Source organism: Bacillus sp. ISL-55 (assembly GCF_018613155.1).
In the GTDB taxonomy this organism is placed as follows: domain Bacteria; phylum Bacillota; class Bacilli; order Bacillales; family Cytobacillaceae; genus Mesobacillus.
In genome coordinates this window covers 103,978-125,319 of the sequence record NZ_JAGGQU010000023.1, presented here as the reverse complement: position 1 = coordinate 125,319, position 21,342 = coordinate 103,978, and the positions used below count along the sequence as shown (strand labels likewise).

The following is a 21,342-nucleotide window of genomic DNA, read 5'->3' as shown; positions in this document are numbered from 1 at the left end:
CATGGGTGCAATCTATAGGGTGAAAGTCCCGAAATGTGAAGGCAGAAGTAACATTAGCTTAACGCAAGGGTGTCCGTGGTGACGCGGAATCTGAAGGAAGCGGGCGGCAAACCTCCGGTCTGAGGAACACGAACTTCATATGAGGCTAGGTATCATTGGATGAGTTTGCACAACAAAACAAAGTCCTTTCTGCCAAAGATGATACAGAGTAAATGGAGCAGATAGATGGAGGGAAAGATTGCACTCTTACCTGGGGAGGTCTGACTGATATGCCAAGCACTCTTGGTAACCTACCTAGTAATAGATAGCTGAACAGTCAGAAGTCAGCAGAGGTCATAGTACTTTATCTACTCGAGATGATAAAGGAAGGACTGAACAATTAGGAAGAACGAGAACTATGCATACAATTCTTGTGTTGAAGCAGACAATCCGAGAGGACCTACTTGAAGGAGGAAATGATGAATTTCATAGGGGACTTCAAGAGGGTGGAGCAAGAATAACATAAATAGACTTCAACGTTCACGTCGAAAGGAAATATCAGATGTTAATGGATATGATACTGTCACGGGAAAACTTAATAAAAGCACTAAAACGTGTGGAAAGAAACAAAGGAAGTCATGGCATAGATGGAATGTCCGTAAAATCCCTACGAAGACACCTCTATGAAAACTGGGATTCTCTTTGTCAATCTCTAAGGAATGGTACCTACGAGCCGAATCCAGTACGTCGAGTCGAAATCCCGAAACCGAACGGAGGAATTAGGCTACTGGGAATACCTACTGTGACAGATCGATTCATTCAACAAGCGATAGCCCAGGTTCTGACCCCAATCTTTGACCCCACCTTTTCCGAACACAGTTATGGATTCCGACCAAACAAAAGAGGTCACGATGCAGTTCGGAAAGCAAAAGGGTTCATCAAGGAAGGATACAGATGGGTTATAGATATAGACCTTGAGAAATTCTTTGACAAAGTCAATCATGACAAGCTCATGGGGATAATAGCCAGCAAGGTTAAAGACCGGTCGGTCTTAAAACTTATCAGAAGTTACCTCCAAGCAGGAATCATGATTAATGGTATTGTCTATGAAGCCGAGGAAGGAACACCCCAAGGAGGTCCACTGAGTCCTCTTCTTTCTAACATTCTTCTGGATAAACTAGATAAAGAGTTAGAGTCCAGAGGTCACAGGTTTGTTCGTTATGCGGACGACTGTAATATTTATGTGAAATCGAAGAAGGCGGGAGAAAGAGTCATGGATTCCATCACCGACTTCATCGAAAGAAAGCTTAAATTAAAAGTAAATAGAGGAAAGTCAGCAGTGGACCGCCCTTGGAAACGTAAATTTCTTGGATTCAGCTTCACGATTGGTAAGGACCCCAAAGTCCGAATAGCTAATGAAAGTATTAAAAGACTCAAAGCTAAAATTCGTGAACTAACATCCCGTTCAAAGCCAATTCCAATGGAAATAAGAGTGAAAAGATTGAACCAATATCTTACGGGATGGTGTGGATACTTCGCTTTGGCTGATACACCAAGCAAATTCAAAGAATTTGATAAATGGATAAGACGTAGACTTCGAATGATTGTATGGAAAGAATGGAAGAACCCCAGGACAAGAGTTAGAAAGTTGAAAAGTCTTGGAACAAACCCATATAAGGCATACGAATGGGGAAATTCTAGGAAGAAATTCTGGAGAATCTCAAAAAGTCCTATCCTACATAAAACCCTTGGAAGTTCCTACTGGAACTCCCAAGGGCTCAAAAGTTTGTATCAACGATATGAATTTCTGCGTCAAACTTAATTGAACCGCCGTATACCGAACGGTACGTACGGTGGTGTGAGAGGTCGGGGGTTAATCACCCCCTCCTACTCGATTAACTGGAAAAAAATACAGCGGAATTTCCAAGTCGCCAATAAAATAGGATTTTCGCCAATAAAGCTGTGAAAATCGCCAATATAATAAAATTTTCGCCAATAAAGTTGTGAACTTCGCCAATAAAAAATAAAAATCGCCAATAAAAGCAATTCAGGCAAAAAACAATCTATAATAAAAGGTGCAAAACTCCATTTTTCCGGGGAATACTGGACTTATAATCGTGTTTTAGCTAGTATCAATACTAGAATGTTTAACTGAAGGAGAAAATTATGTCAGAAACTCAACCAATTATCGCACAACTGAAACCGTTCCTGCAGCAGGCCTGGGAGAAGGCTGGATTCGAAACAATGACTTCTGTCCAGATGACGGCGATTCCATTAATAATAGAAGGAAAAGATGTCGTAGGGGAATCTCCGACTGGTACTGGTAAAACTTTAGCGTACCTGCTTCCTGTTTTAAATAAAATTGACGCTAATATGCAGAATACGCAGGCAGTCATCCTCGCTTCATCACAGGAGCTTGTCATGCAGATCCTGTCCGAAATCCAGAAGTGGGGAGAGGGCAGCGGGATCAAATCGGCAAGCCTGATCGGCGGCGCCAACCTGAAGCGCCAGATTGACAAGCTGAAAAAGAGCCCGCATATCATAGTCGGAACTCCAGGCCGGACGAATGAACTGATCAAGCAGAAAAAGCTGAAAATGCACAAAGTCCATACAGTCGTCCTTGATGAAGGCGATCAGCTTTTGACACCCGAGCATAATGAAACGGTAAAAAGTATCGTAAAGTCAACACTTGCTGACCAAAGACAGCTGCTGCTATTTTCAGCAACTCTTCCAGAGACTGTTGAAAAATCAATCAAGAGATTGGCGAAAGATCCAGAGATGATCAATGTGAAAAAGGACGAAACAATCGATGCTGCAAAAGTTGAGCATATTTACTTTGTCAGTGAGCAGCGTGACAAAATCAAAGTCCTTGAGAAAATTGCTCGTATGGATAAAACGAAGTCACTGGTTTTCATCAAGGATATCGCGAACCTCACCATCGCTGCTGAAAAACTGAAGTTCAAGGATATCCACGTCGGCCAGCTGCATAGTGATTTGGACAAGCAGGACCGCCAGCGTTATTTGAATAAGTTCCGGGACGGCAATAACGAAATGCTGCTTGTTACCGAAGTCGCAGCGCGTGGCTTGGATATTAAAGGGGTCACTCACGTTGTCCACTATGATTTCCCGAGGGAGCAGGACCAATACGTCCACCGCTCTGGACGCACAGGCCGATTTGGCGCGGAGGGTACCGTCATCTCGATCGTCAACGAACGTGAAGAACGCGATTTGAAAAGATTCTGCAATGCACTTAATATTACTCCAGTGCAAAAAGAATTTTATGGTGGTAAAATTGTTGACCCAGAATAATTATTTTGAAGCTATAGGACTTTTTCCTATAGCTTTTTTACTGCATATAAAGGTTTTTTCATAAAAGAATCAGAATATATATTTCGTAGTTTATTTTTGAAGGCTGTTAAAGCCGTTGAAATCAACAGCTGAAATGCCTTATTGAAAGGAATTGTTGAACTTGAAAAATCCACGTTTAAATAAATTGATGGAAGAGTGGCTGCCTGAAGCGACAATTGATCAGATGCAGGAAAAAATGGAGAAGGATGAGCTTTCTTCGCATGATCTTGTCCTGATGTATCAGGCTCGAATCGCCGCTTTTGATAAAATAACCAAGTCCGTGCTTGAACTCAATCCAGATGCTCTTCACATTGCAGCTGCCCTTGACGCTGAACGAAAGCAGAAAGGTTCAAGAGGCCCTTTACACGGCATTCCGGTTCTTGTAAAAGACAATATTAATACAAACGACAAAATGCATACCAGCGCTGGTTCGCTTGCATTGAAGGATTCGTTTGCCCAGAAAGATTCCTTTGTTGCTGCAAAGTTAAGGGAAGCAGGCGCGGTCATTCTTGGTAAAACGAATATGACGGAGTGGGCAAATTTCATGGCGAATGGCATGAAGAGTGGCTACAGCTCCCGCGGTGGCCAGGTGCTCAATCCGTACGGACCCGATAAATTTGATGTCGGCGGCTCAAGTGCTGGTTCCGGCGCAGCAATCGCCGCTAATTTAGCTGCAGTAGCGGTCGGAACAGAAACAGATGGTTCGATTTTAAATCCTGCTTCGCAAAATTCATTGGTTGGCGTCAAGCCGACAGTTGGGCTGGTCAGCCGAAGAGGCATCATTCCGATTGCCCACACACAGGACACGGCGGGCCCGATGGCGAGAACTGTCAAGGACGCGGTCTACCTTTTAGAAGCGATTGCTGGCCAGGATAAGCAAGATCCTGCAACCTTGATGAGTTTACCTGAATTCAACCACAATTCTCTCTTCGATGCACAAGCACTTAAAGGAACGAAAATTGCTGTTGTCAAGGAAGAGTATATTGGCAAATGGACTGATGAACAGGAACAAATTTTTCGAAAAGCGGTTGAAAAATTGGAGGAGCTTGGCGCCGAGGTTGTTGAAGCAGCAGTCCCTGCGGCTAAGGCCACATGGGGTTATAAGGTTCTGAGCTATGAATTCAAAGCGGATTTGAATGCTTATTTGAACGGGTTGGCACTGAATGTTCCGGTCAGGACACTGGCTGACGTGATTGCCTTCAATTATGAGCACGGGGAAAAAATGCTGAAGTACGGCCAGGAAGTGCTGCTCGAATCAGAAGCAACAAGCGGAACTCTGACAGAGGCTGAGTACCTCGAAGAACTGGAGTATAATCTTTACATGGCTAGGGACCAGGGAATTGACTATGCGTTGAAGGAGTACGGTGCTGACGCGGTTCTTTTCCCGATGGATGGTTCGACGATTGGCTCAAAGGCAGGATACCCATCTGTTACGGTCCCGACTGCTTTTACGGAAGAAGGAGAGCCAGTCGGCATCACTTTCACGGGTACTGCTTTCAGCGAACCATTGCTAATCAGGCTTGCCTATGCATACGAGCAGGCAACCAGGGTGCGCCGTGCGCCTGAGCTTAGAATAAACGACGAGGGAAAAATCCATACTACTTCATGAATCCATCTAAAGGAGCGAGGAAGAATGGGTAAACAAAAGCTCGGCAACGGAAACGCCCAGCGCAACAACAACAAGAAAAAAGGCAACAACACACCTGAAGAACTAGTCGAATTCACAACCGGCCAGAAAGAAAAGAAATTCAACAATCCGATCGATTAACAGCAAAGTGCCCCGGCGATTCATCGCCAGGGCACTTTTTATATTAGATCGGTTTCTTCCTGCTTTCTAATGTCCGCCGCTCTTATCAAAGTTGCTTCCCGAAACGTCGGCGACATTTTCAATCGCGACCAGCGCGTTCGGATCGATATCATCGACAACTGAGCGGAGAGTGGACAACTCAATCCGGCTGACGATGGTGTAAATGATTTTTTTCGGCTCGTTTGAAAAAACGCCCTGGCCCTGGATGTAGGTCATGCCGCGGCCCAGTTGCTTCAGCAATGCTTCAGCGATTTCTTCTGGGACATCGGAAATGATTGTGACGGATTTTAGCTCTTCCATTCCTTCGACGACGACGTCGATCATCTTGAAGGCGATGAAATAGGTGATGATGGAGTACATCGCCGTCTCCCAGCTGAACACGAGGAGAGCGGCTAGTATGAAGATGAATAAGTTCATGACCATGACGATCTGCCCGACAGAAACGGTGCGCTTTTTGCTGACAAGGATGGCGATGATCTCGGTTCCATCCAGTGCGCCGCCTGCTCGGATGACCAAACCAACGCCTGTTCCGAGAATAACCGCGCCGATAATCGTTGCTAAAAATAAATCATTCGTCACAGGTTCAAAGTGGTGTAAATAAGCAGTCGCACCGGATAAAATAATGACTCCATATAAAGTGCGAAGCGTAAATTTCAAGCCCATCCTCTTATACCCGATGTAAAGGAAAGGCAGGTTGAACACAATCAGGTAAATACTCATCGAGATGTTTGTCAGTTCTGCTGCGATAATCGAAAGCCCGATGACCCCGCCGTCAAGGATTGCGTTAGGAACCAGGAACATATCAAGCCCGAATGCCGCGATAATTGCTCCGATCGTTATCGTCACAAGCTGTGTAACCTCTTTGATCACTCTTTTTTTCTTCGTTGCTGCCACTGAATATCCAACCCTTTTCTATTAAAATAACTTCTTTGAATTAGTAATGTATGTACTATAATTATTGTATCAAACTTTAATGTTTATCTGGTATTTTTACATTATATATCCATGATTAGTAAAACCATAAAATGGGGTATTGAGAAGGGGAAGTTAATTGAAATGACGGAGGGGCTATTTTGGCTAATAATACTCAAGTGAAACATAAATCCCATAATCAGTCTGGATCAAAAAACAAGAAGAATCCTCAGACTGGAAACAATAAAAGAAAGTCATATATGAGAACTAATCCTAAGCCGCAGGAGATTGAGGAAAACAGATTGAAGCGGGTTGATGAAAATAATCAAAAGCAGGATGGCAATAAGGGAAGCGGAAATGGGAAGCCATCCAATCCATCAAAAAAAGAAAAAGGTAATATTCATTCCAATAGCGATAAAAGCAAGTCATCTTCTCAACAGCCCAGCAATGGCAATGGGAACTCATCCAAAAACGGCAACGGGAATGACCAACCAGCTTCCAGCCAATCCAAAAACGGAAATGGGAAAAATCGCAAAAATGAAGGCGGCAAGAATTCATCAAATCAAAATCCTCATTCAAGCTCTAAAAATTCAGAAGACCACGACGTTAAGCATAAGGAGCAATCCGGAAAATTCGAGACAGCTTTTAACAGGATTCACAAAGCGCTGAAGGATATGGTGAAGGGAACGGACAGCGATGCGTTTGTCGAGCTGCTGTACTCCGGCTATAAAAACCATTCATTGGTGCGTAAGTATAAAAGTGAGCTGCACCAGTTTGCGAAGCTTCGGAATGCGATTGTCCATGAGCGTGTAAATGCGGATTATTATATTGCTGAGCCTCACATTGAGGTGGTCGAACGAATTGAGGAGATATGCAGGGAGTTTGAGAAGCCGCAGACGGCATTGTCAATCGCGACCAGCCCGGTGTTTTACTATTATGAGGATGCCTATCTTAAAGATGTTCTAAAGGTGATCAATAAGTTTGATTTTACAAGATTCCCAGTCTATGACAAGGATGATAAGTATGTTGCCTTACTGACTTCAACGGAGATCATCCAGTGGATGGCGAAGCATTTTTCCGACAGTGTGGTCCATTTCGAGGATGTTCGTGTTAAAGAGCTGTTAACGAAGGGGAAAAATTACTTTGTGACCTTTGTTGATGAGGAAGCGTCTCTGTATCATATTGAAGAATTGTTTGAACGCTACCATACAAGAGGGAAGAAGCTGCAGGCGGTCATCATTACGGAGACGGGGGACCGCCATGGAAAGCCGATCGGCGTCATTACGCCATGGGACTTACTTGACAGTGATCCGGAAGATTGAGTTCCCGGTGTGCGAACTGTCATTGAAGAGAAGCCTGCGATCCTGAAGATTGACATACAGGAACTTGGACAGTTAATTAACGAATAGTTCATTGACGATATCATGGAAAAATTGATATACTGCACCTATTAAAAAACTATTTTCAAAACCGAAATAACTCTTATCCAGAGCGGCGGAGGGACAGGCCCTTTGAAGCCCGGCAGCCTTCATTTAAGGTGCTAAGTCCTGAAGATTTTAGACTTGAAGATAAGAGAGGCTATGCGGACAGAAACCTCTCCTGATGTGGAGAGGTTTTTAATATATTAAAAGCAGGTGACAAAATGACAAAAAATTTTGAAACAGAAGTACTTCATTCAATACATAGCAAGCAAAAGGGAATTAAAAGCAAGGCGACACCGATTTATCAGACGTCTGCTTTTACATTTAATGATCTTGATGAGCTTGAGGGCTTCTATCAGGGAGAGGGAAACTATTTATATTCAAGGGTTGGGAACCCGAATACGGATGAACTCGGTCAATTCGTAGCGGCACTTGAACACGCAGAAGACGGTGTAGCGGCCTCCTCTGGTCTGGCTGCCATTTTAGCCGGGGTACTGGCAGTCGTGAAAAATGGCGATCATATCGTTGCAGCCGACGATGTATATGGCGGGAGTTTCCATATGCTGAAGGCTGAGCTTGAACGCTTTGGAATCGAAACGACATTTGTTTCGTTTTCTGACCTGGATAAAGTCGAAGAGACAATCAAACACAATACGAAGCTTCTTTACACGGAGTCCATCACGAATCCGCTTCTACGTGTTGAAAAGCTAGAGGAAGTCATCGCGCTGGCGAAAAAAAGAAACCTCACCGTTTTGGTGGATAACACATTCGCTACTCCGCTCCATGTCCGTCCGTTTTTACTCGGTGCCGACCTGGTCGTCCACAGCGCGACGAAATACATCGGCGGACATAGTGATGTCACTTCAGGTGTCGTTGTTGGTAAGAAGGAACTGATTGCTGAAGCGCGGGCTAGAATCGTGAATCTGGGTGCGAACCTTAGTCCATTTGAAGCGTGGCTGACTTGCAGGGGATTGAAGACACTGGCATTAAGAATGAAGGCCCAATCAAAAAATGCAAGGTTGCTGGCTGACAGTCTGAATGAACACCAGAATGTCGCAAAGGTATATTACCCATTTGCTGAAGGTGAAAAAGGCTTCGGTGCGATCGTCACGATTGAACTGGCAGAACACGTGGATACGGACCAATTTTTCAAGTCGCTTGGATGGATAAAAATTGTGCCAACACTTGCGGGAGTCGAAACGACAGTCTCCCATCCGCTGAAAACCTCCCATCGTGCACTGCCGCCAGAGGCTCAGGCGGAGCTTGGCATCACGTATCGATTAGTCAGGATTTCAGTTGGAATCGAAAATGCCGATGACATTATCGAGCAATTTGAAGCTGCACTGGCTGCAGCAGGGAAATAATGTGGAGACAAGACTGAAGCCTTCTCTGTTTTGAAAAAGACTGCATCTGTTTATCACAATGGCCAGTAATTCTTCGACATAATGTTTACATCTCCTGTAAGCGGGTATTTTTAAAGAGACTACTCGTCCAAAGGAGGCTTTTATTATGTTTGAACATGAAAAACATCTTGTTGGAGTATATGATAATGAGCAAGACGCAATCCAGGCTGTTGAGGACCTGAAAAGACAGGGATACGCAACCGATGATATTTCGGTTATCAGCAAAAACGAAGATGAGGTTCACGATGTTAACGAAGCTACCGGTACAAAGACTGAGGAAGGTCTGGCTGCAGGTGCGGCAACAGGCGGCGTATTAGGCGGCCTTACTGGATTATTGGCAGGCATCGGCGCACTGGCGATTCCTGGAATTGGACCAATCGTCGCTGCAGGCCCAATTGCTGCGACACTTACTGGCGCGGCAGTAGGCGCAGGTGCTGGCGGTTTAGCTGGGGCACTGATTGGAATGGGTATTCCGGAAGATGAAGCTGAACGCTACGAAGGCTATGTAAAAGAAGGCAAGATTCTAGTTGTTGTCGAGCGCGACGAAAACAGAGTTGGCTTGAATAACGATGCTACAGCTGTTGATGCGTTAGATGGCACAAGGACTCGCAACCCAGTTGACGCACCGCTTACTTCGGACAACCCTGCCAACACTCGTTTTGATAACACACGCGACTTTTAATAACCATGTCATATAAAAAGGCTGCCGGTGAAAACCTGGCAGCCTTTTGGCGTTTAATGGAGAGTCTGATCATCATTCATGAATATAAAGCGGCAAAAGGCATTCACCTATACAGGAGAAAACACCTTGCATAGTTTAGTAATGAGGAGATTTTGTCCTTATTCTACTATAAAGGATGAGAGGCATGAATTTTAAAGGCAAGAAACAAAAGCAAGGATTCGGCGGCAGTCACTGCCCGCCAGACCCACAGCCAGTCGATTGTACAGTTCCTTCTTCATATACTGTGCTGGATTCGATGGCAAATCCATTGTATGTGGTAACGTTCTTGGGAGTGGTTGCTGTTACAGACGGATATCGATGGGATTACCAAATTACGAACATCAATGCTCAGAATGCACTAAGCAACTGGGTGTTGGAACTTGAAGGATGTTTCAGCGATTTTGAATGTTTTGTAGGAGATATCTTCCCGGCCGATGAAACGAATATTCCTGTTCCAACGACACCGGGGGACTGTTTATTTCCTTCTTCAAATCCAAATTTCCCGTGTCCGATGACTGATCCATGCACAAATGTTGTGGGGGTGAAATTTGATAATTTAAATCCTGCAGGACAGCCAGAGCTAGGGCCAGGGAAAACACAAAGATTCTCGTTCATCATCCCTGAGAACCTCCCAGCTGAAGTAGCGTGTTTTCAATTGAAGTTTGGGAACATGTCACGCTGCGGAGAAATTTGTGCACCGGCATGTGTTTGCGAAAACCCATGCATTTGCGAAGAAGATAATACTTTTACCTGCGATGTCTTGTTCCCTGATTGCTTCACACTTGGGGGCACGAAGGAAGAAGTGAGGGTCGCCTATTGTATTGGTGACGTCAGTGATTGTGTAGAGGATGGAACATGCGAGGTGCTGGAGACAATCAATGTTTGCAACACCAATTTGCAATGTTGTGTGCCTGTACAGCGCTGGAGGCAGGAATTTGACTTCCAGGTCATCTTCAATGTCCCAATCATCCCATTGCTTGGATCTGGAGCCTGTGTGGAAGGTGAGCAAGTATTGGCATGTTGCCAGGATGAAGGCACGGCGGTTCAAAACTGCTTTACATGTATAGGCGATACTTCTGTAGAACCGCCTTGTGTTGAACCGGATTGTGAAAACACTGAAGTTGTCGTTACGGGCTTGACTCCAATAGAAGATCTCTCTGGAACGATTATCGGTGTTACGATTGAATATTCTTTTGTCACCCCGCCATGTGCCAACGAAGTGGTCGATGGTTAAGAAACTGATGTAAAAAAGGCTGGCTGCATATCTATTTCTGCAGCCAGCCTTTTCTATTCTTTTTGCCTTGTATCCAACAAATCAACCCGGCTTGCATCATTAAGGTTAAAAGCCGTTGAGATAAAATACAACAGGATACCGCCAACAAAACCGAGACAAATGACAAAACCGATGGTCATCACCCAAAGATAGCCCATAATTCGCATTCCTCCCTTGATAAAACTATATGCACCGTTTTCATGATGTTTTCACGCAAAAAATAATAAAGTATAATTTCTTGAATTAACCTCATCCTATCAGTTGAGGAGGAGTGTATTGTGTTCAAGAAAATAATCTTAGCTCTATTATTAATCGTAATGGCAATCCCGTCAGTTTCGTTTGCCCAACAGGTCCACACGGTACAGCCTGGTGACACTCTATGGAAAATATCAGTCAGGTACCAGGTTGGCCTTTCCGAAATCATCGCAGCCAACCCGCAGTTTAAAAATCCGAATTTGATTTATCCTGGCCAGAGGGTGAATATCCCTACTATAAGTGCAACAAAGAGTATAGAAAGCCAGGTAATCCAGCTGACAAACCAGGAGCGTGCCAAGAATGGCCTGAAACCGCTCGCTGCTGACTGGCAGCTTTCCAGGGTAGCACGATATAAATCTGCAGATATGAGAGATAAGAATTATTTCTCCCATACAAGCCCAACCTATGGCAGCCCGTTCACGATGATGAAGAACTTTGGGATCAATTACAGAAGCGCCGGTGAAAATATCGCTGCTGGGCAAAGGACACCGAGTGAAGTAGTCCAATCATGGATGAACAGTCCTGGCCACCGCAAAAATATCCTTAGCCCAACGTACACCCATATCGGTGTTGGACATGCAACTGGCGGATCCTACGGACACTATTGGACGCAAATGTTTATCGCAAAATAAATAATACCTCGTTTGGAAATAACCCAGTGAATAGTCACTGGGTTATTTTTTTATGGGCTGAAATCGCAGACCTAAAGAACTTCGATGCCCTCCAATAACAGATACTGCCGCCAGACCTGCGCCTCACTAAGCCTCAGGTCCTACTCCAAAATCAAGCTCAGGCACGTTATTGAATTTTTGCCAGAAAGGTAAGATGTAATCATAAGAGATAAGGAGGAATTGAAAATGAAAAAATTTGGTTTACTTGTTGCCGGTTTCATTGCTGCCATGGTCCTGATTTCAAACCTTGGCCCGCTCATCGGACTTGGGGTCAGCTTGCTGGTGCTCTACTTCGTCGTCAAGCAATTTTTAAAGACAGACTCGACATCCGCAAAAATCGGCTGGGGAATCGCCGGCTTCATCATCCTGATGGCGACGGCTTCTAACGTACCAGCGATCCTTGGAATCGCAGCAGCATATGTTCTGTACCTTGTATATAAAAACTGGGACAAAAAAGAAGCAGCGGTCCGCGAAGACAACGATCCTTTCGTCAACTTTGAAAAGCAATGGGCACAATTGAATACCAAATAACTTTAATTCAAAAAGGAGAGATTTCTAATGGCTAATCTATTAACAAGAATCAAAAACACGGTAATGGCAGACTTACACGAGGCACTTGACCAGAAGGAAAAGAAAAATCCAATCGCACTGTTGAACCAGTATCTTCGTGAGTGTGAAAATGAAACAGAAAAGGTCAGAAAGCTTCTAGAGCGCCAGGGACAATTGAAGGAACAGTTTGCCCGCGAGCATCAGCAAGCAATTGAATTGGCTGAAAAGAGGAAGCACCAATCCGAGGTGGCAATGAGAGCCGGAGAATCTGATCTTCAGGAGTTTGCGCAGCAGGAGCAGATTCAATATGAAGTGCGAGCTTCCAGGCTGAAGGAAGCGATGGAGAATGCGGTCAAACAGCAGCTTGAGCTCGAGCGGAAGTATGAAGAGATGAATCATAAGCTAAAAGATATGCACATCCGCCGCCTTGAATTGATGGGCCGGGAAAATGTGACACGCGCCAATTACAGGATGGATCAGGTGCTTGATAACCATTCAGATTCCATCAAGGGCTATTCAAGATTTGCAGAGATGGAAACTTACCTTGACCATCTCGAGGAGAAAGTGAATAACAATTACAACCGCAATACAATTGACAGCAGGATTGCCCAGCTGGAAAAAGAGTTTAAAAATAACGAATCACATACTATTTAATAGGCAAAACATGGTATTCTATAGAGGCGCAGGCATCTGCGCCTTTTGAGTATCACCTCTGTAGGACTTCATATTACCAACCCTCTATCATCTGTATTCCATTTTTTAAAATAAATCTTGAGGAAGGGAGGAGACAGCATGTTGAACAACATGAAAAATGATTATGTCAGCTGGATTGTAATTACAGGACTCATATTGCTTTTGCTCGAAGTTTCATTTTTTAACGAAGGACTGATTTTCTCCCTTCTTGCTAGCGGAGCGATGGTTTACTTTGGCCGCTCTTTAATGCCGAAAAAATCTGGTAAGGTGCTGTTTTGGGCAGGTTTGTTCTTTTTCCTGAGCAGTGTTTTCAGCATGATGACGTTCAGGTTTTTCTTATTGGCGGTGCTGATCTATCTTGCCTATCAATTTGCACAGTCGAAAAAGAAGCCAGAAGTGATCACCCCAGTTTTACAGGAGCCTGATAAGGAAGTCAGGAAGGAGATGCTGATCGAAAAGCCTCCACTATTTAAAAATCGTTTGTTTGGCCATCAGGAAACGCCTTCTCATGTGTATGAGTGGAATGATGTCAATATTCAGACTGGGATTGGCGACAGTGTCATCGACCTGAGCCTGACGGTGCTGCCAAAGGGTGAAACCGTCATTTTTATCCGTAATATCATTGGCAATGTAAAAGTGTATGTGCCATATGATTTAGAGGTAACGCTCCGGCATTCGTCGATCATTGGGTCTGCTGAAGTATTCGATCATGAGGAAGGAAGAGTGCTGAACCAGAGTCTCTATGTACAGACACCAGGCTATGACGAAGCTGAGCAAAAGGTTAAGATTTTCACCTCAATGCTTGTTGGGAATATCGAGGTGAAACGTATATGACGACAGCCATGCGCCAAATTTTATGGGGATTGACCCTCGGGATTATTTTATTCATAGCGGTGACTTTGTCATTTGTGCTTGTTTTTCCGGTAGCAAGGCTTTCGGATTTATGGAACCGTGAGTTGATGGATATTCCTTTCATCATTTTCACCTTCAGCATTAGTGTCGTTTTAGGCGTCGCTTTTGGGATGGCGTCAGGAACATACTGGCGAAGGCAAATCGGGACGGTCGACAACTGGCTTTTTCAGCTTGAGGAAGGCCAGGAGCCCGAAATTGAACAGAATCAGGCATACTCAGAAATTACCTCGATTTCTAAAAGAGTCAGCAAGCTGCATAGGCAAATCTCTGAAAAAGCGATGCTGTCACAGAGGCTGGCGACTGAAAAAGCGGAGGAGCAAGAGTCGCGGATTCAGGAAATCATTTCGCAGGAGCGCAACAGGCTTGCCAGGGAACTTCACGATTCGGTCAGCCAGCAGCTATTTGCAGCATCGATGCTGATGTCTGCGATTAATGAAACAAAGGGACCTTCCGAAAATGAGCGTGAGACAAAGCAGCTGAAAATGGTCGAGGAAATGATCCATCAATCGCAACTCGAAATGAGAGCCCTTCTACTTCACTTGCGGCCAGTTGCTTTAAAAGGGAAGAGCCTGCAGGAAGGAATCGAGGAACTATTAATCGAATTAAGACAGAAAGTCACCATGAATATCAAGTGGAAGGTGGAGCCGTTCCCATTGGATAAGGGAGTAGAGGACCATCTATTCCGTATCCTCCAGGAGTCTGTTTCGAATACGCTTCGCCATGGTAAGGCAGAAGAGTTAGAAGTATTATTGATCAAGCGCGATGATAAAGTGATCATGCGAGTTGTCGATGATGGTATTGGTTTTAACGTAGAAGAAGCAAAAGCAGGATCATATGGCCTCCAGAATATGCACGAACGTGCCGGGGAAATCGGCGGTACATTGAAGATTGTCAGTGTTCAAAATAAAGGGACCAGGCTTGAGGTCAAGGTTCCAATATTATTGGTGGCGGGTGAGAAGAATGATTAAAGTTGTGTTTGTAGATGACCATGAAATGGTGCGGATTGGAGTTTCGTCGTATTTATCGGCCCAGCCGGATATTGAGGTAATCGGCGAGGCAGATAACGGAAAGAAAGGTGTCGAGATGGCGCTGGAGCTGCGTCCGGATATTATTCTCATGGATTTGGTCATGAAGGAAATGGACGGAATCGAAGCGACAAAGCAGATCATCGAACAGTGGCCGGAAGCTAAAATCATCATCGTAACCAGTTTCCTCGATGATGAAAAAGTATACCCCGCGCTTGAAGCCGGTGCGACGAGTTATATGCTGAAAACATCAAAAGCCAGTGAAATTGCTAATGCTGTAAGGGTTACATACTCAGGGCAGCCGGTGCTCGAGCCGGAGGTAACGGGCAAGATGATGATGAAAATGCGCCAGAAAAATAATGTTGAGCTGCACGAAGAGCTGACAGAGCGCGAGATGGAAGTCTTGAAGCTGATTGCCGAGGGAAAGACGAACCAGGAAATTGCCGATGAACTATTCATCGCCCTGAAAACCGTGAAAACGCATGTCAGCAATATCTTAAGCAAGCTGCAGGTGCAGGATCGAACACAGGCAGTCATTTATGCATTCAGGCATTCAATCGTAAAATAACACAGGGAGGTCTCTGTATGGAGCCGTTATTTGGTTTGTTCGGCCTTTTTGGGGTATTGTTGTCAATCGGATTGCCAATCGTTCTTATTGTGCTTTTTGTCATGCTGGTCACCAGCACAAAAAGGCAGGAAGCGTTATTAAATGATATCCTCGCGGAGTTAAGTGGGAAGAATTCAATTCAGGACCAAAAGGATCAATAAAACAAAAAGAGGCCAATGGCCCCTGGTCAATCTAATTTGCTTTCTTATCGATTACATCTAATTTCATAAGCATTTCGCTTAACGCAATGGATATGACTTCCCGTTCTTCAAACTCATTTGGATAACGGGAAGCACTATTTATATAGTCATGCTTTTCAGCTAACTTTTCTTTTATTTTTTTACACATCCAGAGCTGGTAATCTGAAAGTTCCAGTTGTCTTAGCATTTGTCACCCTCTCCTTCGTTAGTTAACCATTACCCGGAGTCCAAGCTTGCTTAAACGCTATATCCTCAAGATTTGCCGTTTGGGAAAAATTGATAAAATCCCTGTGTGCCTGGAATGAACGGGACTTAATCAAACGTTTGATTAACAATGTGAACGGTGTGGATTATGGTTATGACGGACACAAATCGCCGAAGAATGGGAAAACTGTCGTCATTGAACTGGTTTTTACATAATAGGAACACTTCAGGAAAAACTTGCTAAAATAATTATGTGATTGTAAAATAAAACTAACTATTATTGAACGGAGGTGAGGAGAGATGATCAAGACTGTTTTTGTACGCGGATTTTGGAATGAGTTCCTTTATTTTTGTCGTGCGAAATTTGCTGTTGCAGCTGCCAACGGGATACGTATGCCCTTTTTTAACAGCTCAATATCAAATACAAACGGTACGATCATCTCTTTTCCCGCTTAGGAATATGTTTCGGTGAATATGGAGGGCCAGCTAGCCCTTCCTTGTATTCATGAAATCCAAAAGCCAGGAGCAGAGCCATCTGCCCCTGGCTTTTTTGTGCTTATTAAACAAACCGGGCGGCATTTGCTGAAAAGGGGGATCGTTTAATAGGAGGAAAAAATAATGATAGCATGCAGTATTAACAATATAAGCAAAATGTACGGAGGCAATCTGATTTTTGAAGATTTGTCTTTTGAAATAAATGATAAAGACAGGGTTGGCCTGGTTGGACCAAACGGTTGCGGCAAGACAACTTTAATGAAGCTGATTGCGGGCATGGAAGAGGCTGACCAGGGAAAGATTCATTGGAAAAAAGGATTGAAAATCGGTTACCTGGCCCAGATTCCTGCTTATGAGGATAATATGACCGCAAGGGGAGTCCTGGAAACAGCCTTTGACGAGTTGCTGGCTGTTCAGGAGGAGATGAAGCAGCTTGAAACCGAAATGGCAGAAGCTGGTGAGGATTCGCTAAGACTTGAAAGGCTGCTGGCGAAATATGGAGTTCTCCAGGAGAAGTTTACTCTCGGAGGCGGTTATGAAATGGAAGCAAATATTGACACCATTGCCAACGGCTTAAAGATTAAGGGTATGCTTGATTCCAATTTTAACAGCCTTAGCGGCGGTGAGAAAACGAAGGTAGGTCTGGGATTAAGTTTGCTCCGAAATCCAGATTTGCTGCTTCTCGATGAGCCGACAAACCATCTTGATATTATGGCTGCCGAGTGGCTGGCTGAGTTTTTGAAGGGATACGATGGGACTGTTGTAATCATTTCGCATGACCGTTATTTCCTTGACGAAACGGCGACGAAAATCCTCGACCTGGAGGATGGCGAGATTGATCTCTATCATGCGAATTACTCTGATTTCATTAAGGAAAAAGAGGCCAAATTACTGCGCGAATTCCAGGCATTTGAAGAGCAGCAGCGGAAAATCAAGAAAATGAAAGAGGCAATCAAACGTCTGCGTGACTGGGCGAATAGGTCGAACCCTCCAAGTTCGGCTCTTCATAAAAGGGCAACGAACATGGAGAGAGCGCTGGCCAGGATGGAGAAGCTGGACCGTCCGATTTTAAACAGGAAGAAAATGAATTTCGAGCTGGATTCAGGAGCACGGAGCGGGAAGGACGTGCTCGTCTTCAGAGATGTCCAGAAATCATTTGGAGGAAGAGAACTTTTCTCAAAGGTCAATCTCCAGCTCTACTATCAGGACCGTGCAGCGATTGTCGGTGAAAATGGTTCAGGCAAGACGACTCTGCTGAAGTTCGTCCAAGGTGAACTAGCCCCTGACCATGGTGAAGTCCGAAAAGGCAGCAATGTAAAAATCGGGTATCTTTCACAGCATATGGAGCTTTCCAGCGGGAAGAACGGAACTGTGCTAGATGCATTTCGGGACGAGGTCGTAATGAATGAGGGAGAGGCCCGGAACGTGCTCGCCGGCTTCCTGTTCTATGGTCCGGATGTCTTTAAGAAAGTATCCCAGCTAAGCGGAGGCGAACGGATGAGACTGCGCCTGGCCCAGCTGATGCATCAGGATCTCAATTTCCTTATTCTTGATGAACCAACCAATCATCTGGATATCGATTCACGTGAAGTACTGGAAGAAGCGCTGGCAGGGTTCGAGGGTACGCTCCTGGCAGTCTCCCATGACCGCTATTTCTTGAATAAGCTTTTTGATAAGGTTTACTGGCTCGAGGGCGGAGAGCTGACGGAAATCGAAGGAAACTATGACCGGGCGAGAGTGAAGATGGCGGAGAAACGGAAGCAGTGGGAGTCGACTGCTCCTGCTCCTGTGGAATCTTTAAAGCCTCCTTTAAGGCAAGAAAAAGTCAAGGAAGCGGTTGTTGATATTGATGAAGAAGCTCTGTATGAGGAGATTGAGAGTCATGAAAAATCGATTAGCGAGCTTGAACAGCAAATGGCGATTATGACCGATCTTGAATTGCTCCAAAAGCTATACGCGGAAAAAGAAGCTCTAGAGTCAAAACGAAATCAGCTGTATTCCAAGCTTGAGGAAATATCATAACTTTAAGTTGAAGAACTGCTTCTAAGCAGTTCTTCCTTTATTTTACTGGGAAAAACACGCCGGATTTTCCAATTCGCTATAAAAATAAGAAAATCGCTATAAAAATGAAAAAGTCGCTATATAAATTGATAATCCCGCTATACAAAACTAAATATAGCTATAAATTTGCAACTTCCTCTTTAATATCTTATTCCACCCTCGGAAACTCCTCGAAAAAGCCTCATTCATACGCTCAAAATTTCCCTTTTCATATTGTCCGGACTTGTCTCATATGTTTATAGGAGTAAATGAGACGGGATTGGGAGAGAAGCTATGAATACTTTTTTTAAAGGGATGTCTATCCTTGTGATTGCTACTTTTCTAGGGGAAGTGGTGGAGTTCCTTGTCAATATGATTCTGGCAAGGGAACTTGGGGAAAGCGGGATGGGGCATTACATGACGATTTTGCCAACGATATTCCTGATCATGATGCTCGCAAGCTTTGAGCTGCCGGTGTCCATCTCCAAGATGATCGCAGAGAAGGATGAGTCGTACCACAGGAGCATGATTAAACATGCCATAAGGCTTGCGGTGGTATTCACTACGGTTCTGCTAATCGCGGCTGCCATTGTGCTTCCAATCATTCCTGTGTTCAACGATTATCATCCCCTGCTTAAATGGGTCGTGCTGTCACTCATTCCGGTGATGACGATCACCGCTATTGCCAGGGGATTTTTCATGGGGAAACAGGATATGGGGAAAATTGCGATTTCCCATTTTATCAGAAGAGCTGTCCAGCTCATATTGCTCTCAGCGGTTTTTCAGTTCTTTGATTTTGGAAGCGAAACGGCTCTGCTTGTTGCTTTTTGCACACTGGCAGGCAGCGAACTCGTCGTCTTCCTTTATCTATTACACTACTTCATTATGTCTTATCAAAAGATTAAAAGTGTGCCAGGCAAGCATGTAGGCGGGCGAGAGGTGAGGAAGAGCCTGGTGGAGGTTTCCGTGCCAACGACAGGCCTGAGGATTTTTCATTCCCTGACGCATGCTGTCCAGCCATTTCTGATAAAATTTGCGATTGTCAGCGCTGGATTTTCAGCGGAAATGGCAACTGAACAATTCGGGATGATGGCGGGGATTGCGATGACGATTGGATTTTTCCCGGCGTTTATCGCCCATTCGTTTCTCATCATCCTGATTCCGACGGTATCGAAGGCCTACGCGGAAAAGGAGTTCTACAAGCTGCAAAAATTGCTTCAGCAGGTGATGCTGTTAACATTGCTATATGGCCTGCCTGCGGTTACTGCCTTTTATTTTTTGGCCGAGCCATTGACGATGACCTTTTTCCATTCAAAACAAGCAGCGGTCTTTTTACAGCTGCTGGCGCCATACTTCCTGTTCCACTACTTTACCATCCCAATGCAGGCTTATTTAATTGGACTCGGCTTGGTGAAAGACGCCTTTATCCACTCTGTTTATGCAACGATTGTTACCTTTTCTCTGATTTATCTTGTCGGCTCAAGACCGGAATGGGGGATGGAAGGGGTCATCATCGGCATGAATACAGGCAGTATGGTCATCTTGCTTCTTCATTACCTGACGATTTGCAAAAAAATCGGCATTACCTGGATGGCGAAGAACATAATCAAAGATTCCAGATATTAAAAGGGAAACAAGGATATTCTGCAGAATTAATTAAACAGATTAATTTTACAGGAGTGATGGTGTGGAAAAAGTATTGCGCGGGCACCATCTCCTCTGCGTGCATGGTTTCAGGGGGATGGGATACAGTCCGGAGTTTGTGAAGAAGATGGAAAGCATCGTAAAAGATATACGGGATCCTGAGCAGGATTTTTACATAAAGGTGGTCGCTGCGTTTGATGACGCATGCATGTCCTGTCCGCATAGGGGACTTGAGATATGTGAGGCGAGTGAGGGTTCGAATGACCATGTGCTGTCGATGGATGGCAATGTCATTCGTCATCTTGGCCTTGTGCCAGGTGAACGTTATCTAAAATCAGAGCTTGTTCAATGGACTGCCGAACAGGTTGAACCTGCTGACCTTGATGTTCTTTGTAAAAACTGTTCATGGCTTCAATATGGAGTATGCAAAGAAGGAATTGCCGAGCTGCGTACAAACAATAAATGCCTGACTCGCGGTGGTTGATCTAAACCATCGGGTTAGGCATTTTTGAATTTTTCATCAATCAAAGGGTTATTTCCGTATAAAATGAGCGTATCACCAGCCTCCATTTCTGTATGGAAGGCTTTGTTGCGAATGTTTATTTCACCTCTTTTGATAAATAAGAGCATAATATCTTCTTCGACATCCACTATCTCCTCAAATGTCTTGCCGGCAAAAGGAGAATCTTCTTTTATTGCAATTTCACGGACCTCATCATCATCATCCATTAAAAGGACATCACTTATTGGTAGATCAGCAAGCTCATAGTTCTCTTTCAATTCGCTTTTCATCTTTTTTTTCATCATCCTTTGCACTGTGGGAGCCTTTAAAATAACCAACAAAGCTAAAAGGCCTCCAGCGACATAGGCAATTTCCATTGTATAAAAGCTGTCGGTTAGAAGATTGCTTATGGCAGAGATGATAACTGCAAGGGAGAAGGCACCGAATAAAATCAGGAAAGCCCCCAATTTTCTTCTTACAGGATGATCAATGATCAATTCAGATTCACCGGTCGTGAATCCGGTCCCGGTTAACATGGAAATCACCTGAAATCGGGCAATTTTACGATCAAGCCCGGTAGCAACAAATATAGCCGTATTAATCTCAATCACGGTAAAAACAATGAATAGATAAATAAATATGAATAGAATACCCAATGACCTCCATCCCCCTCGCACTATC

At 44.4% G+C, this 21,342-nt stretch carries 24 protein-coding genes and 1 riboswitch; of the genes, 20 read left to right on the top strand and 4 right to left on the bottom strand.

What is annotated here, in order from left to right; genetic code table 11:
* The first annotated feature begins 541 nt into the window (after positions 1-541).
* The 4 genes from ltrA (at position 542) to J7E32_RS22945 (ending at position 5,095) form a co-directional block, all read left to right on the top strand.
* The gene (ltrA, locus tag J7E32_RS13095; RefSeq protein WP_214907947.1) at positions 542-1,801 is read left to right on the top strand and encodes a group II intron reverse transcriptase/maturase; all 1,260 of its coding nucleotides are present in this window, start codon (positions 542-544) and stop codon (positions 1,799-1,801) included.
* Between the two features lie 344 nt (positions 1,802-2,145).
* Entirely contained in the window at positions 2,146-3,288 is a 1,143-nt protein-coding gene (locus J7E32_RS13090; protein ID WP_214907946.1) for a DEAD/DEAH box helicase, read from the top strand.
* A gap of 160 nt (positions 3,289-3,448) precedes the next feature.
* Positions 3,449-4,936 carry an amidase family protein gene (locus J7E32_RS13085; protein WP_214907945.1) on the top strand — a complete coding sequence of 496 codons (1,488 nt, stop codon included), beginning with the start codon at positions 3,449-3,451 and terminating at the stop codon, positions 4,934-4,936.
* Positions 4,937-4,960: 24 nt separating this feature from the next.
* Complete coding sequence (locus tag J7E32_RS22945) at positions 4,961-5,095, top strand: hypothetical protein (RefSeq protein ID WP_260983522.1); 135 nt, start codon at positions 4,961-4,963, stop codon at positions 5,093-5,095.
* A gap of 66 nt (positions 5,096-5,161) precedes the next feature.
* Here the strand turns inward: J7E32_RS22945 and J7E32_RS13080 are convergent, their stop codons facing one another.
* Positions 5,162-6,028: a YitT family protein gene (locus J7E32_RS13080; protein WP_214907944.1), complete on the bottom strand. Its 867-nt coding sequence runs from the start codon at positions 6,026-6,028 to the stop codon at positions 5,162-5,164.
* Between the two features lie 179 nt (positions 6,029-6,207).
* Between J7E32_RS13080 and J7E32_RS22940 the strand changes: the two genes are divergently transcribed.
* The 5 genes from J7E32_RS22940 to J7E32_RS13060 all read left to right on the top strand — a co-directional run bounded on the left by J7E32_RS22940 (position 6,208) and on the right by J7E32_RS13060 (position 10,825).
* Complete coding sequence (locus J7E32_RS22940) at positions 6,208-7,368, top strand: CBS domain-containing protein (protein WP_286183180.1); 1,161 nt, start codon at positions 6,208-6,210, stop codon at positions 7,366-7,368.
* A gap of 157 nt (positions 7,369-7,525) precedes the next feature.
* Positions 7,526-7,621, top strand: a riboswitch (SAM riboswitch).
* Positions 7,622-7,688: 67 nt separating this feature from the next.
* Positions 7,689-8,831, top strand: a complete 1,143-nt coding sequence (locus J7E32_RS13070; protein WP_214907943.1) for a trans-sulfuration enzyme family protein — start codon at positions 7,689-7,691, stop codon at positions 8,829-8,831.
* A 145-nt stretch (positions 8,832-8,976) separates the two neighbouring features.
* Complete coding sequence (locus tag J7E32_RS13065; RefSeq protein WP_214907942.1) at positions 8,977-9,552, top strand: YflT domain-containing protein; 576 nt, start codon at positions 8,977-8,979, stop codon at positions 9,550-9,552.
* Positions 9,553-9,557: 5 nt separating this feature from the next.
* Positions 9,558-9,686, top strand: a complete 129-nt coding sequence (locus tag J7E32_RS22935) for a hypothetical protein (protein WP_286183179.1) — start codon at positions 9,558-9,560, stop codon at positions 9,684-9,686.
* Between the two features lie 50 nt (positions 9,687-9,736).
* Positions 9,737-10,825, top strand: a complete 1,089-nt coding sequence (locus tag J7E32_RS13060) for a hypothetical protein (protein ID WP_214907941.1) — start codon at positions 9,737-9,739, stop codon at positions 10,823-10,825.
* 53 nt (positions 10,826-10,878) lie between these two features.
* Here the strand turns inward: J7E32_RS13060 and J7E32_RS13055 are convergent, their stop codons facing one another.
* Complete coding sequence (locus J7E32_RS13055) at positions 10,879-11,022, bottom strand: hypothetical protein (RefSeq protein ID WP_214907956.1); 144 nt, start codon at positions 11,020-11,022, stop codon at positions 10,879-10,881.
* Between the two features lie 159 nt (positions 11,023-11,181).
* Between J7E32_RS13055 and safA the strand changes: the two genes are divergently transcribed.
* From safA to J7E32_RS13020, 7 genes are all read left to right on the top strand, one after another.
* On the top strand, positions 11,182-11,751 hold the full coding sequence (safA, locus tag J7E32_RS13050) for a SafA/ExsA family spore coat assembly protein (RefSeq protein WP_214907950.1): 570 nt from the start codon (positions 11,182-11,184) through the stop codon (positions 11,749-11,751).
* Between the two features lie 225 nt (positions 11,752-11,976).
* Positions 11,977-12,321: a lmo0954 family membrane protein gene (locus tag J7E32_RS13045; RefSeq protein WP_214907940.1), complete on the top strand. Its 345-nt coding sequence runs from the start codon at positions 11,977-11,979 to the stop codon at positions 12,319-12,321.
* 27 nt (positions 12,322-12,348) lie between these two features.
* Positions 12,349-12,993, top strand: a complete 645-nt coding sequence (locus J7E32_RS13040; protein WP_214907939.1) for a PspA/IM30 family protein — start codon at positions 12,349-12,351, stop codon at positions 12,991-12,993.
* A 138-nt stretch (positions 12,994-13,131) separates the two neighbouring features.
* The gene (gene liaF, locus J7E32_RS13035; protein WP_214907938.1) at positions 13,132-13,866 is read left to right on the top strand and encodes a cell wall-active antibiotics response protein LiaF; all 735 of its coding nucleotides are present in this window, start codon (positions 13,132-13,134) and stop codon (positions 13,864-13,866) included.
* On the top strand, positions 13,863-14,912 hold the full coding sequence (locus tag J7E32_RS13030) for a sensor histidine kinase (protein ID WP_214907937.1): 1,050 nt from the start codon (positions 13,863-13,865) through the stop codon (positions 14,910-14,912). Before liaF ends, J7E32_RS13030 begins: the two co-directional genes overlap by 4 nt.
* Positions 14,905-15,537, top strand: coding sequence for a response regulator transcription factor (locus J7E32_RS13025; RefSeq protein ID WP_214735718.1), 633 nt, complete (start codon positions 14,905-14,907; stop codon positions 15,535-15,537). The genes J7E32_RS13030 and J7E32_RS13025 overlap by 8 nt, the downstream gene beginning before the upstream one ends.
* Before the next feature lie 17 nt (positions 15,538-15,554).
* Complete coding sequence (locus tag J7E32_RS13020; RefSeq protein WP_214907935.1) at positions 15,555-15,737, top strand: hypothetical protein; 183 nt, start codon at positions 15,555-15,557, stop codon at positions 15,735-15,737.
* 31 nt (positions 15,738-15,768) lie between these two features.
* Here the strand turns inward: J7E32_RS13020 and J7E32_RS13015 are convergent, their stop codons facing one another.
* Positions 15,769-15,963 carry a hypothetical protein gene (locus tag J7E32_RS13015; protein ID WP_192469657.1) on the bottom strand — a complete coding sequence of 65 codons (195 nt, stop codon included), beginning with the start codon at positions 15,961-15,963 and terminating at the stop codon, positions 15,769-15,771.
* 317 nt (positions 15,964-16,280) lie between these two features.
* Here J7E32_RS13015 and J7E32_RS22930 point away from each other — a divergent pair, with 317 nt between their 5' ends.
* The 4 genes from J7E32_RS22930 (at position 16,281) to J7E32_RS13000 (ending at position 20,643) form a co-directional block, all read left to right on the top strand.
* Positions 16,281-16,436, top strand: a complete 156-nt coding sequence (locus J7E32_RS22930) for an RAxF-45 family protein (protein ID WP_286183176.1) — start codon at positions 16,281-16,283, stop codon at positions 16,434-16,436.
* 162 nt (positions 16,437-16,598) lie between these two features.
* Positions 16,599-18,497, top strand: a complete 1,899-nt coding sequence (gene abc-f, locus J7E32_RS13010) for a ribosomal protection-like ABC-F family protein (protein ID WP_214907933.1) — start codon at positions 16,599-16,601, stop codon at positions 18,495-18,497.
* A 312-nt stretch (positions 18,498-18,809) separates the two neighbouring features.
* On the top strand, positions 18,810-20,141 hold the full coding sequence (locus tag J7E32_RS13005; RefSeq protein ID WP_214907930.1) for a polysaccharide biosynthesis protein: 1,332 nt from the start codon (positions 18,810-18,812) through the stop codon (positions 20,139-20,141).
* Positions 20,142-20,256: 115 nt separating this feature from the next.
* Positions 20,257-20,643 (top strand): DUF1284 domain-containing protein, encoded by a 387-nt coding sequence (locus J7E32_RS13000; RefSeq protein ID WP_286183191.1) that lies wholly within the window; start codon positions 20,257-20,259, stop codon positions 20,641-20,643.
* 14 nt (positions 20,644-20,657) lie between these two features.
* On the opposite strand, the gene J7E32_RS12995 is transcribed toward J7E32_RS13000, so the two are convergent.
* Entirely contained in the window at positions 20,658-21,317 is a 660-nt protein-coding gene (locus J7E32_RS12995; protein WP_214907925.1) for a TrkA C-terminal domain-containing protein, read from the bottom strand.
* Between the last annotated feature and the right edge of the window lie 25 nt (positions 21,318-21,342).

What these genes read in the sequence shown, in the direction of transcription:
- J7E32_RS13070 (WP_214907943.1), top strand. Translation starts at nt 7,689, where the DNA reads ATGACAAAAAATTTTGAAACAGAAGTACTTCATTCAATACATAGCAAG.
- J7E32_RS13025 (WP_214735718.1), top strand. Translation starts at nt 14,905, where the DNA reads ATGATTAAAGTTGTGTTTGTAGATGACCATGAAATGGTGCGGATTGGA.
- J7E32_RS13090 (WP_214907946.1), top strand. Translation starts at nt 2,146, where the DNA reads ATGTCAGAAACTCAACCAATTATCGCACAACTGAAACCGTTCCTGCAG.
- J7E32_RS13055 (WP_214907956.1), bottom strand. Translation starts at nt 11,022, where the DNA reads ATGGGCTATCTTTGGGTGATGACCATCGGTTTTGTCATTTGTCTCGGT.
- J7E32_RS13040 (WP_214907939.1), top strand. Translation starts at nt 12,349, where the DNA reads ATGGCTAATCTATTAACAAGAATCAAAAACACGGTAATGGCAGACTTA.
- J7E32_RS13065 (WP_214907942.1), top strand. Translation starts at nt 8,977, where the DNA reads ATGTTTGAACATGAAAAACATCTTGTTGGAGTATATGATAATGAGCAA.
- safA (WP_214907950.1), top strand. Translation starts at nt 11,182, where the DNA reads ATGGCAATCCCGTCAGTTTCGTTTGCCCAACAGGTCCACACGGTACAG.
- J7E32_RS13045 (WP_214907940.1), top strand. Translation starts at nt 11,977, where the DNA reads ATGAAAAAATTTGGTTTACTTGTTGCCGGTTTCATTGCTGCCATGGTC.
- J7E32_RS13020 (WP_214907935.1), top strand. Translation starts at nt 15,555, where the DNA reads ATGGAGCCGTTATTTGGTTTGTTCGGCCTTTTTGGGGTATTGTTGTCA.
- abc-f (WP_214907933.1), top strand. Translation starts at nt 16,599, where the DNA reads ATGATAGCATGCAGTATTAACAATATAAGCAAAATGTACGGAGGCAAT.
- J7E32_RS13005 (WP_214907930.1), top strand. Translation starts at nt 18,810, where the DNA reads ATGAATACTTTTTTTAAAGGGATGTCTATCCTTGTGATTGCTACTTTT.
- J7E32_RS13000 (WP_286183191.1), top strand. Translation starts at nt 20,257, where the DNA reads ATGGGATACAGTCCGGAGTTTGTGAAGAAGATGGAAAGCATCGTAAAA.
- liaF (WP_214907938.1), top strand. Translation starts at nt 13,132, where the DNA reads ATGTTGAACAACATGAAAAATGATTATGTCAGCTGGATTGTAATTACA.
- J7E32_RS22945 (WP_260983522.1), top strand. Translation starts at nt 4,961, where the DNA reads ATGGGTAAACAAAAGCTCGGCAACGGAAACGCCCAGCGCAACAACAAC.
- J7E32_RS22935 (WP_286183179.1), top strand. Translation starts at nt 9,558, where the DNA reads ATGTCATATAAAAAGGCTGCCGGTGAAAACCTGGCAGCCTTTTGGCGT.
- J7E32_RS13030 (WP_214907937.1), top strand. Translation starts at nt 13,863, where the DNA reads ATGACGACAGCCATGCGCCAAATTTTATGGGGATTGACCCTCGGGATT.
- J7E32_RS13015 (WP_192469657.1), bottom strand. Translation starts at nt 15,963, where the DNA reads ATGCTAAGACAACTGGAACTTTCAGATTACCAGCTCTGGATGTGTAAA.
- J7E32_RS22930 (WP_286183176.1), top strand. Translation starts at nt 16,281, where the DNA reads ATGATCAAGACTGTTTTTGTACGCGGATTTTGGAATGAGTTCCTTTAT.
- ltrA (WP_214907947.1), top strand. Translation starts at nt 542, where the DNA reads ATGTTAATGGATATGATACTGTCACGGGAAAACTTAATAAAAGCACTA.
- J7E32_RS13060 (WP_214907941.1), top strand. Translation starts at nt 9,737, where the DNA reads ATGAATTTTAAAGGCAAGAAACAAAAGCAAGGATTCGGCGGCAGTCAC.